Below are 18,140 nucleotides of genomic sequence, written 5' to 3'. Positions count from 1 at the left end.
TCACCGCTCGCCTCCTGTTCGTATTTCTTGACCAGTTTCTCCAGTGATAATAATTGTGAATTCAGCTTTAGTTTTAAAAGTTCCTCCCTTATCATTAAAGGTTACGTCCTGGTTTGCTGTAAAAATCCAAGCTGGGATAAGTTCAAACTTAACTTTTTCTGTATTATTTACAACCGGTAGATATTCCAAAGCAATTTTAGAAATAACAATAGGATCTGTTATTAAAACATCCTTATACTTGTTTTTGACCTTTTCTAAAGCTGTTTCCAACGAAATGGGGGTTATGTTCTTTTTCAGAGTTTCACCTAATTCATAAACTCCGCTACCTGTAAAGAATATTAAACCATTCTTATTTACAACACCCATAATCCGGCTTCCAATAACAGAGATTTGATTGTTAACATCTGCATATCCTTTATTCGTTATTGCTATATTGTCATAAAGAATTGGAAAGGTGACGACGTATGCTTCATCAGCTTTTTCCCATTTTCGTGGATGTCCGCCATTTTTCGTTTCATAGTCCTCCCATTCACTTTGCAATGTTTCAAAATCAAGGGCAAATACTTCTGGATTCCCTAAATTGGTTATACCCACTTCATTTGCGACTTTTTTTACTATTTCAATTGACTTAGCTTTATCGATTCCTTCAAGGGATTTATTTTTGAATACCTCCTTTAAATCAGAGCGAATAAAATAAGTAGTTCCGCTTATGACGGTATCGTATTCCCGCTTACTGTAATAAATATCTGTATACCGCAAAGAACCTAATTCCATGGTTAAATTTGACTCGTCTGACAATTGAAAATACTTGTTTTTATAATGAAACAGCCAGTCTTCATCTTCATGAATTTCTTTTATAGTCTTATCCTTTAAAAAAGTTTTTTTTACTTGCTCAGTATCAAATTCCTTCAGAAAAATAGAACTAATTTTAATTTTTTTTTCATTATCACTCACTATGTCTGCATCAATCAATATATTATCGTCCAATTTCCTTTCCAAAACCTCAGGGGTGGGACCATTGGATGTTTTAGTGCTTCTAGAATTTAGAGAATCCTTATGTTCGCCTGTGGGAAAACATGCACTTAGCACAAACGCAGATATACAGACAAACAATATTACTACCTTGTTCACTTTAAACCCTCCAGACCTTTAATAAACGACAGAGAAAAAAGCAGACCGATGCAGGTTATCGGTCTATGTGTTTGCTTTAAGTAAATTAAGTATTAAGAGTACCAATAGCCTTCTGCAAAAACACCATACTTATCGGTGTCAGCTTGAAGGTGAAGGGGATAACCAGCACCAACATATGAAGAGTAACCTTTTACAATTCTTGATGCGTTAGTTGGGGTTACCCTAAAGTATCCTGTTAATGATGTTGCGGAGGTACTGTCATCCTTTCTTACATTATAATAAAAAAGATCTGTATCAATAATATTGTGATTTGTTGTGTAAATATAAGCGTTTTGTTCATTATCATCCTTTGGATTAGGGGCAGAAAAAGCTACCCCATTGTTAACTGAAGGATTGACACTAAAAGAAATATTTTTTTTGGCCGCAAATCCAGTAGGTGCAAATAGTGAGAAAGCAAATGCTGTTGCCAGTATTCCTGAGATTAATTTCTTTTTCATTTAAGAAACTCTCTCCTTCTCTATTAAAGTTATTATAGAATCTGCCAGTGACCTGCATGACAGAATGCTACCGCTAGTAAAGGTGTCTTTATATAATCGCCACCATCAGTGCTCACCCTCAATTAAAGTATTTAGTTCGGCCGTTGCATCAGCTACTTGATAAGTTTGATAGGGTCCATAAATTTTTGAATCTTTATTAATGGAAGTATCTAAGTTTAGTAAAGAAAGAATCATCATAATGATAAAAAAATACCGTTTCACAAAATCCCTCCCAATTTTTAGTACTACAATTATTATCCTTCAAAAATATTTGCTAAAAAATATGCATTTTTGCAATAAATTGGTAATATTGTAGAAAGGGGAGATTTATTTGGGGAAAATCGGGGATAACTTGAAATATTATCGAACCATGGTTGGGCTTTCTAGAAATGAACTTTGTGAAGGCATCTGTGACACATCAACTCTTTTTAGGATAGAAAATGATGATCAAATTCCTAGGCTGGATTTACTTAAAACTTTAAGTGAAAGATTACAAGTCCCTTTAAATTATATTGTGAGTGATTTAAGCAGGGATGATTTTAATCAAATTCAAAAATATAAAAAATTATGCAGGGAGTTAACCTATTCACAGGATTTCACAAGTTTAGGGATCGTTTTACAAGAATTTAATAAATTGATACAGATTTATATAAATCAACCTGAATATGAAGAATTATATAAATATATAGAATGGCATAAAGCAGTTATTTTGCATAAATCCAACAAGAATCCTCAAAAGGCTGAAAAAACTTTAAGAAAAGTCAATACTAATAAACTGAAGACCGAACTGGATATCAGTATTTGCAATTCATTGGGGCTTATTATCATGGAGAGTAGTGGACATTCACAAGCCCTATCGTATTTCCAAAAGGCTTATCAAAGCATAGAAAATCTTCCTTTTACGAATGATTTAACATTACTTCCTAGAGTAGGTTATAATCTGGCTTACTGTCTGTTTTATCTAAATAATTTGGATAGCGCAATTAAGATCGGATTTAAAGTTTTGGAACATATTGAAGTGAATCATCTATTTTATATGTACGCTAAAATTAAACATATGATTGGCAGATTTCATGAAGAGCAGGGTCATTTGGAACAAGCATTAACAAGTATAGAACATGCTGTTAATCTTTTTATAATAGAAGGGAAACAGCAGTATGTGAATCAAGCAAGCAAGGATATAGACAGAATTAAACAGAAACTATTAGGAAGCCTTAAGCATTGATGTTTGATAGCAAATAGTTGCTATTGACCATCAAAAAACATAAGGCTTTTTTTGTTTTACAAAATTTTATTGCCTTGATGTATCTGGTTATCATTTCTAAATCTGTTTTCCCTGTTTTGTTTTTTTATCGTTTTACCAGATGCTATAATGGACTAATGGAGTAGTGAATGGAGGATTCATCAATGTACGATTACCGCGAATGGCGCCATGTATTCAAGCTTGACCCTGCCAAGGAGCTATCTGATAAGGACCTTGAAATAATTTGTGAATCAGGTACGGATGCCGTTATGATAGGGGGAACGGACGGAGTCACACTTGAAAAGGTACTTGACTTGATGGCAAGAGTTCGCCGCTATACAGTTCCATGTGTCCTGGAGATTTCGAATCTTGATTCTGTTTCGCCTGGGTTTGACCTCTACTTCGTTCCGTCTGTTTTGAATAGCCGCGACCCAAGGTGGATCAATGGCCTTCATTTTGAGGCAGTTAGGGAATTTGGGCATATGGTGGATTGGGACGAGTTCGCCATGGAAGCGTATATTATTCTTAACGAAGACTGCAAGGCCGCAAGACTGACAAAAGCAGATACAAATCTGTCAGTCGAGGATGTACAGGCCTATGCAATGATGGCCGAAAAGATGTTTGGAATGCCAATTGTTTATCTTGAATATAGTGGAGCCTATGGTGACCCAGAAATGGTGTCTGCTGCGAAAACAAGTCTTGAGAAATCTATTCTTTTTTATGGAGGAGGAATCCGGACAAAGGAGCAGGCAGAGGAAATGTCCAGGCATGCAGATGTAATTGTTGTTGGCAATATCATATATGAAAACTTGCAACAAGCACTTGAAACTGTAAAAGCAGTTCGCTCAGGAAAATAAGTGCGTATTGTTCATAAATAGATTAAAATGAAATAAGAACATATGTTTTGTTATGGTGGTGTAGAGATGCAATATCTTAAAGATAAACTGCTTGGCGGGCTTAACCCCCAGCAACAGGAAGCTGTTAAGGCGACAGATGGCCCCCTATTAATTATGGCAGGGGCAGGAAGTGGAAAGACCCGGGTTCTGACGCATCGAATCGGGTATCTGATGCTGGAAAAGGGGGTCAATCCCTATAACATTCTGGCAATCACATTTACAAATAAAGCTGCACGTGAAATGAGGGAACGTGTTGCAAGAATGATGGGCGGTGTAGCGGAGGAAGTCTGGATTTCGACATTTCACTCGATGTGTGTGCGGATTTTACGGCGCGATATTGACAGGATTGGCTTCAACCGGAACTTTACAATACTCGATACTACTGACCAGCAATCTGTAATTAAGGGCATCCTGAAGGAGCAGAATCTTGATCCGAAAAAGTTTGATCCCCGTGCTATCCTTGGTGCCATTTCTTCTTCGAAAAACGAACTGACAGGCCCAGAGGAATATGAAAATATGGCCGGTGATTATTTCCAGAGGCAAATTGCTGCCGTGTATAAGGAATATCAGAAGAAGCTGCGCAAGAACCAGGCTTTGGACTTTGACGACTTGATTATGATGACGATCAAGCTATTTGACCAGGTGCCGGATGTTTTAGAGAGATACCAGCGCAAATTCCAGTACATCCATGTGGATGAGTACCAGGATACAAACCGGGCGCAGTATACGCTCGTTAAAAAGCTTGCGGCACGGTTCAAGAATTTATGTGTTGTCGGTGATTCCGATCAGTCCATCTACAGGTGGCGCGGAGCTGATATTGCCAATATACTTTCGTTTGAAAAAGACTATCCTAATGCAAGAGTGATTTTATTGGAACAAAATTACCGTTCCACTAAGCGAATTCTCCTCGCGGCAAATGAAGTGATTGCAAAGAATCTAAACCGAAAACCTAAGAATTTGTGGACAGAGAATCCTGAAGGAAATAAGCTCGTCTATTACAGAGCGGACAGTGAGCAGGGAGAAGCTCAGTTCGTCGCTGGTAAAATTAAAGAGCTTACTGAATCGGGGGACTACAGCGCCTCTGATATTGCGATTTTATACAGAACGAACGCTCAATCACGGGTAATGGAGGAAGTTTTGCTTAAATCGATCATTGATTACCACATCGTTGGAGGCATTAAGTTCTATGATCGGAAGGAAATCAAGGACATCCTTGCCTACTTAAGGCTTATATCAAACCCTGATGATGATATCAGCCTTCTCCGGGTAATCAATGTTCCGAAACGCGCACTTGGAGCCACTTCAGTGGACAAAATAATTGATTTTGCTGCGCTGCATGATTTGACACTATACCAGGCACTGGAATCTGTCGAGTTGATTGGGCTTAGTCCTAAAGCTGTTAAAGCAGCCGCTGGTTTCCGTGATTTGATTGGCAACTACAACCGGATGCAGGAATTCCTGTCTGTTACTGAAATTGTTGAGGACCTGCTTGATAAATCAGGCTACAGGGAGATGCTTCAAGCTGAAAAGTCGATTGAGGCTCAAAGCCGGCTTGAGAACCTTGAAGAATTGCTGTCGGTTACAAAGAATTTTGAGGAAACAAGTGAAGACAAGACCCTTGTCTCTTTCTTGACAGATTTGGCGCTCGTAGCCGATATTGATTCAATGGAAGAAGGGCAGGAAAAGACAGAGAAGGTCACCTTGATGACTCTCCACTCTGCCAAAGGGTTGGAGTTTCCAGTTGTATTCCTAATTGGGCTTGAGGAAGGTGTATTCCCTCACAGCCGCTCGTTGATGGATGAAGGAGAAATGGAAGAAGAACGCAGGCTTGCCTATGTTGGGATAACAAGGGCTGAAAAGATCCTGTATCTGACAAACGCCCAAATGAGGACGCTATTTGGACGGACCAATATGAATCCTTCCTCGAGGTTTATTAAAGAAATCCCATCAGATTTGCTAGAAGTGGTGGAACCTGCTGAAAGGCAATTTGGTTCTAGCCTATTCGGGAACGACAGGGGCCGCTTTGGTGGAGGCAGCGCCGGATCTTCCGCTTCCGGCAGCTGGCAGCCTGCGCGGCAAAGCCAGCCTGCACAGCCCGTTATTAGGAAACCAGTTTCACGGCCTGCTGCAACTGGCGGTGAAGGACTTGCCTGGGGCGCCGGTGACAAGGCTGAACATGGAAAATGGGGAATTGGTACGGTCGTTGGAGTAAAAGGCGAGGGAGATGGCATGGAACTTGATATTGCTTTCCCTAGCCCGGTTGGTATCAAGAGGCTATTAGCTAAATTCGCCCCAATTAAGAAACTGTAACAATTTCTGCGAAACGAGGGATTGATGGATGGATCTGCACGCTGCCGAAATGAAAGTAAGGGAACTGCAAACCCTGCTGCATCAATATGGATATGAATATTATGTTCTTGATAAACCATCAGTTCCGGATGCTGAATACGATAGGCTGCTCCGTGAATTGATTGAGCTAGAAGAGATGTATCCGCAGTTTAAAACCCCCGACTCCCCTACTGTACGGGTAGGAGGGGCTGTGCTGGATATGTTTGAAAAGGTTCGGCACCGGAGTCCGATGCTTAGCCTTGGCAATGCCTTCAACGAGGCTGATCTCCGGGATTTTGACAGGAGGGTCCGGCAGGTTGTTGGAAACAATTTTTCCTATGTTTGCGAACTGAAGATTGATGGTCTGGCGGTATCACTTAGATATGAGGACGGACGCTTCGTCCAGGGGGCAACAAGGGGCGACGGGACAACTGGAGAGGATATCACCGCAAATCTTCGCACAATTAAATCAATCCCTTTGCGGTTAAGGGAGCCTGTTTCATTAGAAGTGCGCGGCGAGGCATTTATGCCGAAGCTCTCCTTTGAAAAACTGAATGAAGCAAAGGCCGAACGCGGTGAGGAGCCATTTGCAAATCCGAGAAATGCGGCTGCAGGTTCTCTTCGCCAGCTTGATACAAGCATAGCGGCATCCAGGAACCTAGATATATATCTATATGCGGTGGCTGATGCTGCTGCCCTCGGTCTTGAATCTCATAGCGAAGCCCTTGATTATATTGAAAAAATCGGATTTAAGACGAATAAGGAAAGGCGCAAATGTGGAAGCATTGAGGAAGTCCTGGAGTATATAAATGGCTGGGGTGAAAAACGGCCAAATCTGGATTATGACATCGACGGTATCGTCATCAAGGTTGATTCCTATTACCAACAGGAGGAACTGGGCTATACGGCAAAAAGCCCTCGCTGGTCTATTGCGTATAAGTTTCCTGCTGAAGAAGTTGTCACAACCCTTCTGGATATTGAGCTGAGTGTTGGCCGAACCGGGGTAATCACACCGACGGCCATCCTTGAACCAGTACGTGTTGCCGGGACAACGGTCCAGCGTGCATCCCTTCATAATGAAGACCTGATTAGAGAAAAGGATTTGAAGATCGGCGATAAGGTTGTCGTCAAAAAAGCCGGCGATATTATTCCTGAGGTTGTCAACGTACTTCCTGAGCAAAGGACTGGTGATGAAAAGGACTTCTTTATGCCAACAAACTGCCCTGAATGCGATAATGAACTTGTCCGTATCGAGGGTGAAGTTGCACTCCGCTGCTTGAACCCAAAATGCCCTGCACAAATCAGGGAAGGGTTGATTCACTTTGTTTCACGGAATGCTATGAATATCGACGGCCTTGGTGAGAAGGTCATATCTCAATTGTTTGCCCATAAATTGATTGAAGATGTTGCTGATATCTATAAGTTAACTGCGGACCAACTCCTCGCACTGGAAAGGATGGGTGAAAAGAGTGTCACCAACCTGCTCAATGCAATAGAAGCCTCCAAGGAGAATTCGCTTGAACGGCTCCTATTTGGGCTTGGGATTCGCCATGTCGGTGAAAAGGCTGCGAAAACTCTGGCGCAGGAATTTGAAACAATGGACAGGCTGGCTGCAGCAACAGAGACTGAGCTAATTGCCATAAGTGAAATTGGTGAAAAAATGGCCAGTTCAATTTCCGCGTTCTTTGCAGAGGAAGAGGTAATGGAATTACTTGCAGAACTGAAGGAAGTTGGCCTTAACATGGACTATAAGGGTCCGCGTAAGTCCACTGCGCCTGCAGATTCAATGTTCGCGGGCAAGACAGTTGTTTTGACCGGGAAATTGGAAAAACTGACTAGAAATGAAGCGAAAGAAAAGCTTGAAGCGCTCGGGGCAAATGTAGCCGGCAGCGTCAGCAAGAAGACAGATATTCTTGTCGCCGGTGAGGATGCAGGCTCAAAACTCACAAAGGCGACTGAGCTGGGAATAGAAATCTGGGATGAAGAGAGGCTGCTTGAGGAAATCGAACAATAAGAGGTGCAGGAAACGTGAGAAAGCTATCAGTCGCGCTTATATCCCTGGCCCTTCTGCTTGGGGCCTGTGCCCCGAACTTTGATAAGCAGGAGGAAGTCATAGACAATTCGACTAAATCCAAGGAAAATGCGATTATTCCGAAATACCAAATATCAGATAAGTTTTATAGGACGCTGCTTCCTTTTGAACCAAGTGAAGCAAGAGGTTTGACAGTAAATAATCTTAACACCCGATATGATATCAATGAATTTGAAATGGGCTTGATGCGGATTGCCCAAAACACATTCGACCCTGATACGTATGTGTTTCGCGAAGGGCAGCAGTTGAAGAAGAAAACAGTTCAGTCCTGGCTCGCAAGGAAATATACAAAAAAGCAGCTAGCTGAGTTGAAGTTAAAAGAAGAGGAAAACCTTGGCTTAAATCCGGTTGATCCAGGTACAGGTTCCATAGAGGCTCGAAATGAAAAAGCGCCGATTTACCTTGCTCATATCCTTGAACATAATTACTTGATCAAGGGTGAGGATGACAAGATGAAGCTGGCTGGGGTAACGATTGGCCTTGCCCTTAACTCGGTTCATTATTATCAAAAAGAGCAGTATGGCGATGTTTTTGATGTGAATATAAAGAGGGCTGATATGGAGCGGGAAGGCAAGAAAATCGCTCAGGAAGTTCTTAAAAGGCTCCGCTCAATGAACCAATTAAAGAATATTCCAATTACTATTGCCCTCTTTGAACAAGCGAGCAGTGATTCTGTAGTGCCGGGTAACTTTTTTGCTTACACAACAGTAAAACAGGGAAACTCCATTAGCGACTGGGAAAAGGTAAATGAAAAATACTACTTATTCCCGTCAGATGATGAGGCAAAAGAAAAACATCGTGAAGACGTTGTTGCATTTGAAAACTTTAAGATGGATGTTGAGAAGTATTTTCCGAATTATAATGGTGTTGTAGGTAAAGCCCATTATCTTGAGGATGAACTCCAAGAATTAAGTATATCAATCCCAATTCAGTTTTATGGGAAGGCAGAAGCAATCGGTTTTACCCAGTATGTAACAGGGCTTATCATGGAATACTTCCCAGAATACATTTCAGTATCAGTCGATATCAATTCAGTAAATGGTCCAGAGGCATTAATTGTAAAAAAGGCAGACCAGAAAGAACCATTTGTCCATATCTATGAATAAGGAACAAAAGCGGAAGCGCCTTCGTGACAGGCGAAGAACGCCTGTCCCTGCGATGATTATTCTAAGGAGCTTTCCTTAGTGGTCATCGCCGTACAAAATGGAGGGGCTTCGACTGAGATAAAGGAATCACGAAGAGCGTAAGCGATTCGATGATGACTTATCGTAGGGAGGAGACCTGAAATTTGCTAGGCGATAGGCGCTGGAGCTAGACGTAGACACGCTGGACAAAAGAATAATCACAGTTGTGTAACCTATAACTTCTAATAAACATGTTTGTACCCAGGGTTTTATAGCCTGGGTACTTTTTATTTTACGTGAATCAACCTTTCCCAGTCGGATAAGGTTTTTTATTTCTTTAGTCCTATTTTTCAGGAATTTGGTAAAAAAGTGAAAATTTTATACTTAAAATAGTTTCCTTTTTGAAAAGTGTGTTATATAATACTATTAGTTTAATAAGGTTGTATTATAACAGAAAAATCAAGGAGGATTTTGGAGATGAACAATTCACGTGTAAAGCAATTGGAGGAAAGCTGGCAGATGGACAGCCGCTGGAACGGAGTGGAGAGAACTTACACTGCACAAGATGTTGTTAAGCTGCGGGGGTCACTTGACATTGAACATACACTTGCAAGAAGGGGAGCTGAAAAGCTATGGAACCTTCTTCAGGAAGAGGATTATATTAACGCCTTGGGCGCTTTGACTGGGAACCAGGCCATCCAGCAGGTCAAAGCAGGCCTAAAGGCAATATACTTAAGCGGGTGGCAGGTCGCGGCTGATGCAAACCTTTCAGGCCATATGTATCCTGATCAAAGCCTCTATCCTGCTAATAGCGTGCCAAGCGTCGTCAAGCGTATCAACCAGGCGCTTCAGCGTGCTGATCAAATTCACTACAGTGAAGGAGATGCTTCGACAGATTGGTTTGTGCCGATTGTGGCCGATGCCGAAGCAGGATTTGGCGGCCAGCTGAATGTTTTTGAGCTGATGAAGGGCATGATTGAAGCGGGTGCGGCGGGTGTTCACTTTGAGGATCAGCTTTCTTCTGAAAAAAAATGCGGGCATTTGGGTGGAAAGGTTCTCCTGCCAACTCAGACTGCGGTTAAAAATCTGATTGCAGCCAGACTTGCAGCTGATGTAATGGGTGTTCCAACTGTTATCGTCGCACGCACAGATGCCAATGCTGCTGACTTGATAACAAGTGACATTGATCCATATGATCACGAATTCCTGACTGGTGAACGAACACCTGAAGGATTTTTCAAAACAAAATCGGGCCTTGACCAGGCAATTGCAAGAGGGCTGGCGTATGCTCCTTATACAGACCTTGTCTGGTGCGAGACTTCAGAGCCGAATCTCGAGGAAGCCAGGATTTTTGCTGAAGCGATTCATGAAAAGTATCCAGGCAAGCTTCTCGCATATAACTGTTCACCTTCGTTTAACTGGAAGAAGAAGCTTAATCAGGAGACAATTGAAAAGTTCCAAGTTGAGCTCGGCAATATGGGCTACAAGTTCCAGTTCGTGACATTAGCAGGCTTCCACGCCCTCAACCACAGCATGTTTGAGCTTGCTCGCGGATACAAGGAACGCGGAATGGCAGCCTACTCTGAGCTGCAGCAGGCGGAGTTTGCTAGCGAACAATATGGCTATACCGCGACAAGGCATCAGCGTGAGGTAGGCACGGGATACTTTGATGAGGTTGCAATGGTTATTTCCGGCGGCACATCCTCAACAGTTGCCCTCAAGGGTTCTACGGAAGCGGAACAATTCACGCCAGCTAAATAATTGATAGGCAGTCCCCCAGGGGGCTGCTTTTTGTTTCTCAGCATTCAAGATTAAAAAGCTGGCAAGAGTTGAGTTTTTTTACTAGTATGAAGGGAAGTTGCACGGTTTTTAGGGAATAATCATACATAATAAGAAACAGGAGACGGGGTGAAGCGATGGGGAAGCCAACGGTGGAGGATGTTCTGCAGCAGGGGATTCATGGGCAAAAGCAGCTGAAGCCCGAGGAACGGCGTAAATTCCTGGGAACAATCAGGGAGCGTGTGCTCATTGCGCTAAAAAAGGGCCAAGTGCTTGCTGAAGGAACATACGTCCAGGTGGAACAGTTAATGAAGGAATTTCAGGACGCCCATTTATACATGAACGGCACTATCTCTTATGAGGATTTTTCCAAATACCTGAAAATGGCCAGGGAAAATAATATCGAGTATACAATTGTAACCAATAAAGAACACGATTCAGATCTTGGATTGGTGTTAGCTTGCCCGTATGCAGTAGATAAGAAAGAAATTTACGTGAAAGCCAATGTAGTTCAGGAAGAAATTCAGCCTGAAGCGAAGAAGGGGTTTTTTGGAAAGCTGTTTGGATGGGCACGAAAATAAATGTGGACCTCGGATTGCCGGGGTTCTTTTTTTGCTTTAGACTGTTATCGCCTATGAATCCTATGGCGGTCGAATTCATATTTCACAATTTTGGCAGGTTTTGGCGATAATTGCTTTGAAAACCCCCTTTTCTTTTTAGATAAAAGAGATTAGTATATGGTTTGGAAGATTTGAAGAAAAGGGGCCAAAACAAATGAACATGGCTGAAATACGGCCAAAAGAGCGTTCTGATATAAGGATCAAGCTTGGTAAGACATTTTATATATGGAAACGATATTTTGAATGGTTGATAGATAGGAATATATATGCGAATGAACGAGACAGGGTTCTTCTGTCCTACTCAGCCTTCGGACATCAAACACCCTTGATGCGAGAGTTGGAGGGTGTGGATATAACCTGCCAGCAAAATAAAATAAAGAATCTTAAGCTTGCAGTAGAAAAGGTAAATGGGATTATTATTAAGCCAGGTGAGACGTTTTCCTTTTGGAAGTTGATAGGCAATCCTACCAAAAGAAAAGGGTATGTCGACGGAATGGTCCTCCATTATGGACGCTATTTGAAGGATACTGGTGGGGGGTTATGCCAGCTTTCTAATTTGATATACTGGATGGCTCTCCACACACCTTTGTCGGTGACAGAACGCCATCGCCATAGTTTCGATGTGTTTCCGGATTCTAACCGTACACAGCCATTTGGGAGCGGAGCAACCTGTTCATATAATGACCGTGATTTACGGATTAAAAATGAAACGGATGTGTCATACCAGCTACATGTCCGGATGACTGATACCCATCTTGTGGGTGAGTGGCGCTGCGAGGAGCCCCAAGTCCATGCGTATCATATTTATGAAAAAGACCATAGCATTAGCCGCACCTATTGGGGTGAATATATAAGGCATAATGAGCTCTGGCGCAAAGCGTACAACCGCCAGCATAAGCTTGTCAGCGAAGAATTCATTACTGAAAATATTGCTATAATGATGTATGAGCCTCTGCCGGAGCAGAAGGCTGAGTAAAGGGTACCCGCTACATTTACGGGTGCTCTTATTTAGTTTAAAAGAATAAATAAGTCCTTTCGTATAATGTAGCTCGATTACACAATAAAGCCACTTTAAAAAGGGGCTATTTTTTCAGATAAATGGCTACTTCTAGATATAGGATTATTTTACAAAAAGAAATCTAACTACTCCCCATTTTAATCCTACTGAAGTTTCTGTTATTATCAATAGTATTATGATTGAACGGGAGGAATGAGGATGTCGAGAATTTCACTTGATCAGGTCCGGCATGTGGCGAACCTTGCCCGGCTTGATATTACCAGTGAGGAAGCGGAAAAATTTGCACACCAGCTTGATGCGATTATTACTTTTGCTGAACAGCTGAATGAACTGGATACGGAAGGCGTTGAGCCAACGTCCCATGTGCTTCCGATGACCAATGTTTTAAGAGATGATAAAGCTAGACAAGGCCTTCCTCGGGAACGGGTCTTGAAAAATGCACCAGACCAGCAGGATGGTTACTTCCGGGTACCGTCAATTTTAGAGGAATAAGGAGGAACGTTTGTGAGTTTATTTGATCATACTCTCGAGGATTTAAGGGAGTTATTGCAGAAAAAGGAACTATCCTCCTTGGATCTTGTTGAGGAGTCTTATAAGCGGATTGGCGAGGTAGATGGGAAGGTTCAGGCCTTTCTAACACTCGATGAGGAGGGTGCCCGTACCAAGGCACAAAGGCAACAAACTGCTAATGGTATTCTATCCGGAATGCCGATTGGCATAAAGGACAACATTGTCACTAAGGGACTTAAAACAACATGTGCAAGTAAGATTCTTGGCAACTTTGACCCAATATACAATGCGACTGTCATGGATAAGCTCGATGCTGCAGGAACGATTACAATTGGCAAACTCAATATGGATGAATTTGCGATGGGATCGTCAAACGAAAACTCTGCTTATCAAAAGACACGGAACCCATGGGACCTGGAACGGGTACCCGGCGGATCCTCTGGCGGTTCTGCAGCATCGGTTGCTGCGGGGGAAGTGTTGTTTTCGCTTGGCTCCGATACAGGCGGATCTATTCGACAGCCGGCTTCTTTTTGTGGAGTTATCGGGATGAAACCTACATATGGCCGTGTATCGCGCTATGGCCTTGTTGCTTTCGCGTCATCGCTTGATCAAATCGGCCCAATTACAAGGAACGTGAAGGACAATGCGTATCTCCTGAATGCAATTTGCGGAATTGACCCAATGGACTCAACATCTGCAAACATGGAGGTTCCGGATTTCACAAATGGGTTAACGGGCGATATAAAAGGAATGAAAATTGGGATTCCAAAAGAGTACTTGGGCGAAGGTGTGCAAGAAGAAGTGAAAAACTCAATCAGGGCGGCGTTAAATGTACTTGAGGAACAAGGGGCTATCATTGAAGAAGTATCCCTGCCACATTCGAAGTATGCTTTAGCGGCTTATTATATTTTATCTTCATCAGAAGCATCGGCTAATCTTGCACGCTTTGATGGGGTACGATATGGACACCGCACCGAACATGCCGAAGACCTGCTCAGCATGTACAAAAAGACACGTTCAGAAGGCTTTGGTGACGAGGTAAAGCGCCGCATTATGCTTGGAACTTTTGCATTAAGCTCGGGTTACTATGATGCGTACTACAAAAAGGCGCAAAAAGTTCGGACTTTGATTAAAAAGGACTTTGAGGATGTATTCCAAAAGTTTGACCTGATAGTCGGGCCAACCACTCCTACTCCAGCTTTTAAAATTGGGGAGATCATTGATGACCCGCTGACAATGTATGCGAATGATATCCTGACTATACCAGTCAATCTAGCAGGGGTTCCAGCAATTTCGGTGCCGTGCGGGTTTAGTAGTGGGCTTCCACTTGGGTTGCAGATAATCGGCAAGCATTTTGATGAAGCAACGATTTATCGGGCCGCGTATGCTTTTGAACAGGCAACCAACTATCATAAACAGCGGCCGGCGCTTTAAGGAGGGGAACAGAATGGATTTTGAAACAGTCATCGGCCTTGAGGTCCACGTTGAATTAAAAACCGAGTCGAAAATTTTTTCAACTAGCCCCAATCATTTTGGTGCTGAACCAAATACAAATACAACCGTCATCGACTTGGGCTACCCGGGTGTCCTGCCGGTACTGAATAAAAAGGCTGTTGAATATGCAATCAAAGCGGCGATGGCGCTGAATTGTGAAATTGCGCCAGTTACGAAGTTCGACCGGAAAAATTATTTTTATCCGGATAATCCAAAAGCGTTTCAAATTTCACAATTTGATAAGCCGATTGGAGAAAATGGCTGGGTAGAGATTGAAGTGAACGGATATAAGAAAAAAATCGGTATTACAAGGCTTCACTTGGAAGAAGATGCAGGGAAACTAAACCATGTTTCAGGTGCTTCGCTTGTCGATTACAACAGGCAGGGTACTCCGCTAGTAGAAATCGTCTCTGAACCAGATATCCGAACCCCGGATGAAGCATATGCCTATCTTGAAAAATTGAAGTCAATCATTCTGTACACTGGAGTGTCCGATGTCAAGATGGAGGAAGGATCACTTCGCTGCGACGCGAATATCTCAATCCGCCCTGTTGGACAGGAAGAGTTCGGTACAAAAACGGAATTGAAAAACCTTAACTCTTTTAACTTTGTGAGAAGGGGCCTTGAACACGAAGAAAAACGCCAGCGGGAAGTCGTAAGCGCAGGAGGGGAAATCCGCCAGGAAACACGCCGTTACGATGAAGCAACCGGCACAACAATTCTGATGAGGGTAAAAGAAGGTTCTGATGATTACCGTTACTTCCCGGAACCTGACCTTCTTGATGTTGTAATCGATGAAGAGTGGAAAGCAAGAATCCAGGCGGAAATACCAGAGCTTCCTGATTCCCGGATTGAGCGGTATGTATCCCAGCTTGGATTGCCTGAATATGATGCGAAGGTGCTGACGGCGACTCGGGAAATGGCAGATTTCTTCGAAGCCACTGTTGCTGCCGGGGCGGATGCGAAACAAGCATCGAACTGGCTGATGGGTGAGGTTTCAGCTTATTTAAAGTCCGTACAGAAAGAATTTGGGGAAACAAAGCTGACCCCAGAAAATCTGTCTGGATTGATTAAGCTAATTGGTGATGGTACGATTTCCTCCAAAATTGCCAAGACTGTCTTCAAGGAACTGATTGAAAACGGGGGCAATGCAGAAGAAATTGTTAAGGCAAAAGGCCTGGTTCAGATTTCCGATGAAGGGGCCTTGCTGAAAATCGTCAACGAAACACTTGATGCAAATCCTCAGTCGATCGAGGATTTCAAAAATGGAAAAAGCAAAGCAACTGGTTATCTTGTCGGCCAGATTATGAAAGCTACAAAGGGCCAGGCAAATCCACAGCTGGTCAATAAAATCCTCGCAGAGGAAATAACCAAACGTTAAAGGCAGGCGGGGAGAGTTTCCCGCCTGTTTTTTCGACGATTCCTGCAGACCAAGTTTGGTTAAAAAGCACTTGCAGCAGGAGTTTTGAAAAATTTAATCAAACGTTTGATTAAATTGGGTTTTGTCGAAAAACAATATATAAATCTTCTGGAAATTGAATTAGCATAGAGCTATACTAATCTTGACCGCTGCGGGATGTAGCTCAGCTTGGTAGAGCACTAGCATGGGGTGCTAGGGGTCGCAGGTTCAATTCCTGTCATCCCGATAGAACAAAAGCGCAAGCGCCTTGGTGAGATGCAATTTCGGGGTGGAGCTAGACGTAGACAAACTAGATAAAAAAGCCACCCACAATCCCGAAAATCTATACTAACGAAAATAAGGAGCCAGGCACTGAGATGCCTGGCTCCTTAATTCATTTAATCTTGTGTTAACAATCGGATACTTTCGTCGAATTCTTTTTCTATAGCCGGATCCTTCTTATAGGTTGCCTTACTTACAAGCCAGGTAACCAGGAGGTTCAGTAGAAAGCCAGGAACGATTTCATAAAGTGTTTCGCCAAATAATACCTTGCCAAGGTCAAGCTCTGCCCAGATAATGACCGTAACAGCACCGACAATCATACCTGCGATGGCGCCCTGGCCAGTCATTTTCCTCCAGAATAGGCTAAGCAGTATGATTGGACCAAAGGAAGCTCCAAACCCCGCCCAAGCGTACGCTACCAAATCCAAAATGGTGTTGTCTGGATTCAAAGCAAGAAGAGCGGCAACGAGTGCGACAACGAGGACTGCCAACCTGCCGAGAAAGACAAGTTGCTTATCTGAAGCGTCCTTTTTGACAAGGACTTTATAAAGATCCTCAACCAATGCACTTGATGTAACAATAAGCTGGGAAGAGACAGTACTCATAATAGCAGCCAGAACCGCCGCAAGCATGAATCCGGCAAAAATTGGATGGAACAGAAGCTGCCCTAAAAGAAGAAAAACTGCCTCCGGATTGCCTAGTTCTACATCAGGATTTTGTTTAAAGTAGGCAATACCGACGAGAGCAGTAAAAATCGTCCCGAGTAACGAGAAAATCATCCAGCCCATTCCAATTCTCCGAGCGCTTTTCATTTCTTTTACATTGGTTATTGCCATAAAGCGGACAATGATGTGCGGCTGGCCGAAATAGCCGAGCCCCCAGGCCAGTGCGGAAATGACACCAATTATGGTTGCACCTTTAAAGAGGCTCATGAATTCAGGGTTTACCATACGAACGGTCTCAAATGTTTCAGAAGGTCCTCCAGTTGCAAAAATGCCGATGGCTGGTACAAGCAAGAGGGCAATCAGCATCATCAGCCCCTGAATAAAGTCAGTATAGCTGACCGCCAAAAAACCACCAAACAGTGTGTAGGCTACAACGACACCACCGACAATGAAGAGTCCGGTGAGGTAGCCTGTATCAAAGGAACTCTGAAAAAATACAGCACCTGATACTAAACCAGATGAGACATAAAAAGTGAAGAAAATTAAAATAACAATTCCGGATACTATTCTTAATAGGTTCGTATTATCTTTAAATCTGTTTTCAAGATAGCTCGGTATCGTAATTGAATCATTCGATACTTGGGTGTAGGAACGAAGGCGTGGAGCGACGAAGAGCCAGTTAATATAAGCCCCAATTGTCAAGCCAATTGCAATCCAGGCATCCGCTAAACCACTTACATAAATTCCTCCCGGCAACCCCATCAACAGCCATCCGCTCATATCGGCTGCGCCAGCGCTTAAAGCTGTTACTGCCGGACCCAATGAGCGTCCCCCAAGCATATAGTCGGTCAGGTTGCTTGTCTTCCGATAAGCGTACCATCCGATCCATAACATCGCGGCCATATAAATGCCTATCGAGATGAGTTGTAACGCCTCATTTGACATAATGTATCCCCCTTTATATTTCTAGAAGAATGTTTTTAAAATATTCAGCATATAAAAAATATTCTTCATTTACTATAT

Annotated in this window: 14 protein-coding genes and 1 tRNA gene; 12 read left to right on the top strand and 3 right to left on the bottom strand. The window is 42.8% G+C overall.

What is annotated here, in order from left to right; translation table 11 throughout:
* Both TY16_RS24575 and TY16_RS24570 read right to left on the bottom strand, forming a co-directional pair.
* Positions 1-1,131, bottom strand: coding sequence for a hypothetical protein (locus TY16_RS24575; protein ID WP_043934331.1), 1,131 nt, complete (start codon positions 1,129-1,131; stop codon positions 1-3).
* Between the two features lie 92 nt (positions 1,132-1,223).
* Complete coding sequence (locus tag TY16_RS24570) at positions 1,224-1,628, bottom strand: hypothetical protein (RefSeq protein ID WP_043934330.1); 405 nt, start codon at positions 1,626-1,628, stop codon at positions 1,224-1,226.
* A 370-nt stretch (positions 1,629-1,998) separates the two neighbouring features.
* On the opposite strand from TY16_RS24570, the gene TY16_RS24565 reads away from it, so the two are divergent.
* The 12 genes from TY16_RS24565 to TY16_RS24510 all read left to right on the top strand — a co-directional run bounded on the left by TY16_RS24565 (position 1,999) and on the right by TY16_RS24510 (position 16,417).
* A complete protein-coding gene (locus TY16_RS24565; RefSeq protein WP_043934329.1) occupies positions 1,999-2,892 on the top strand; it encodes a helix-turn-helix transcriptional regulator in 894 nt (297 codons plus the stop codon).
* A 182-nt stretch (positions 2,893-3,074) separates the two neighbouring features.
* Positions 3,075-3,767 (top strand): heptaprenylglyceryl phosphate synthase, encoded by a 693-nt coding sequence (locus TY16_RS24560; RefSeq protein ID WP_043934328.1) that lies wholly within the window; start codon positions 3,075-3,077, stop codon positions 3,765-3,767.
* A 66-nt stretch (positions 3,768-3,833) separates the two neighbouring features.
* Entirely contained in the window at positions 3,834-6,116 is a 2,283-nt protein-coding gene (pcrA, locus tag TY16_RS24555) for a DNA helicase PcrA (protein ID WP_043934327.1), read from the top strand.
* A gap of 28 nt (positions 6,117-6,144) precedes the next feature.
* Positions 6,145-8,148, top strand: a complete 2,004-nt coding sequence (gene ligA, locus TY16_RS24550; RefSeq protein ID WP_043934326.1) for an NAD-dependent DNA ligase LigA — start codon at positions 6,145-6,147, stop codon at positions 8,146-8,148.
* 14 nt (positions 8,149-8,162) lie between these two features.
* Positions 8,163-9,332 carry a CamS family sex pheromone protein gene (locus TY16_RS24545; protein WP_043934325.1) on the top strand — a complete coding sequence of 390 codons (1,170 nt, stop codon included), beginning with the start codon at positions 8,163-8,165 and terminating at the stop codon, positions 9,330-9,332.
* A 495-nt stretch (positions 9,333-9,827) separates the two neighbouring features.
* Complete coding sequence (gene aceA, locus TY16_RS24540; RefSeq protein ID WP_043934324.1) at positions 9,828-11,111, top strand: isocitrate lyase; 1,284 nt, start codon at positions 9,828-9,830, stop codon at positions 11,109-11,111.
* Between the two features lie 155 nt (positions 11,112-11,266).
* Positions 11,267-11,710 carry a YueI family protein gene (locus tag TY16_RS24535; RefSeq protein ID WP_043934323.1) on the top strand — a complete coding sequence of 148 codons (444 nt, stop codon included), beginning with the start codon at positions 11,267-11,269 and terminating at the stop codon, positions 11,708-11,710.
* 193 nt (positions 11,711-11,903) lie between these two features.
* A complete protein-coding gene (locus TY16_RS24530) occupies positions 11,904-12,725 on the top strand; it encodes a VanW family protein (protein ID WP_043934322.1) in 822 nt (273 codons plus the stop codon).
* A gap of 240 nt (positions 12,726-12,965) precedes the next feature.
* Positions 12,966-13,259 carry an Asp-tRNA(Asn)/Glu-tRNA(Gln) amidotransferase subunit GatC gene (gene gatC / locus TY16_RS24525; protein ID WP_043934321.1) on the top strand — a complete coding sequence of 98 codons (294 nt, stop codon included), beginning with the start codon at positions 12,966-12,968 and terminating at the stop codon, positions 13,257-13,259.
* 12 nt (positions 13,260-13,271) lie between these two features.
* Positions 13,272-14,711, top strand: coding sequence for an Asp-tRNA(Asn)/Glu-tRNA(Gln) amidotransferase subunit GatA (gene gatA, locus TY16_RS24520; RefSeq protein WP_043934320.1), 1,440 nt, complete (start codon positions 13,272-13,274; stop codon positions 14,709-14,711).
* A gap of 13 nt (positions 14,712-14,724) precedes the next feature.
* Positions 14,725-16,152, top strand: a complete 1,428-nt coding sequence (gene gatB / locus TY16_RS24515; protein WP_043934319.1) for an Asp-tRNA(Asn)/Glu-tRNA(Gln) amidotransferase subunit GatB — start codon at positions 14,725-14,727, stop codon at positions 16,150-16,152.
* A 191-nt stretch (positions 16,153-16,343) separates the two neighbouring features.
* Positions 16,344-16,417: transfer RNA gene (locus tag TY16_RS24510), tRNA-Pro, on the top strand.
* 151 nt (positions 16,418-16,568) lie between these two features.
* Here the strand turns inward: TY16_RS24510 and putP are convergent.
* On the bottom strand, positions 16,569-18,062 hold the full coding sequence (putP, locus tag TY16_RS24505) for a sodium/proline symporter PutP (RefSeq protein ID WP_043934318.1): 1,494 nt from the start codon (positions 18,060-18,062) through the stop codon (positions 16,569-16,571).
* Positions 18,063-18,140 lie beyond the last annotated feature (78 nt).

Origin of the sequence: Bacillus sp. EB01 (assembly GCF_000613125.1) — a bacterium.
Taxonomy (GTDB): domain Bacteria; phylum Bacillota; class Bacilli; order Bacillales; family Cytobacillaceae; genus Bacillus_D.
The sequence above is the reverse complement of the archived record's forward strand: the minus strand, read 5'-3'. Positions and strand labels throughout refer to the sequence as shown.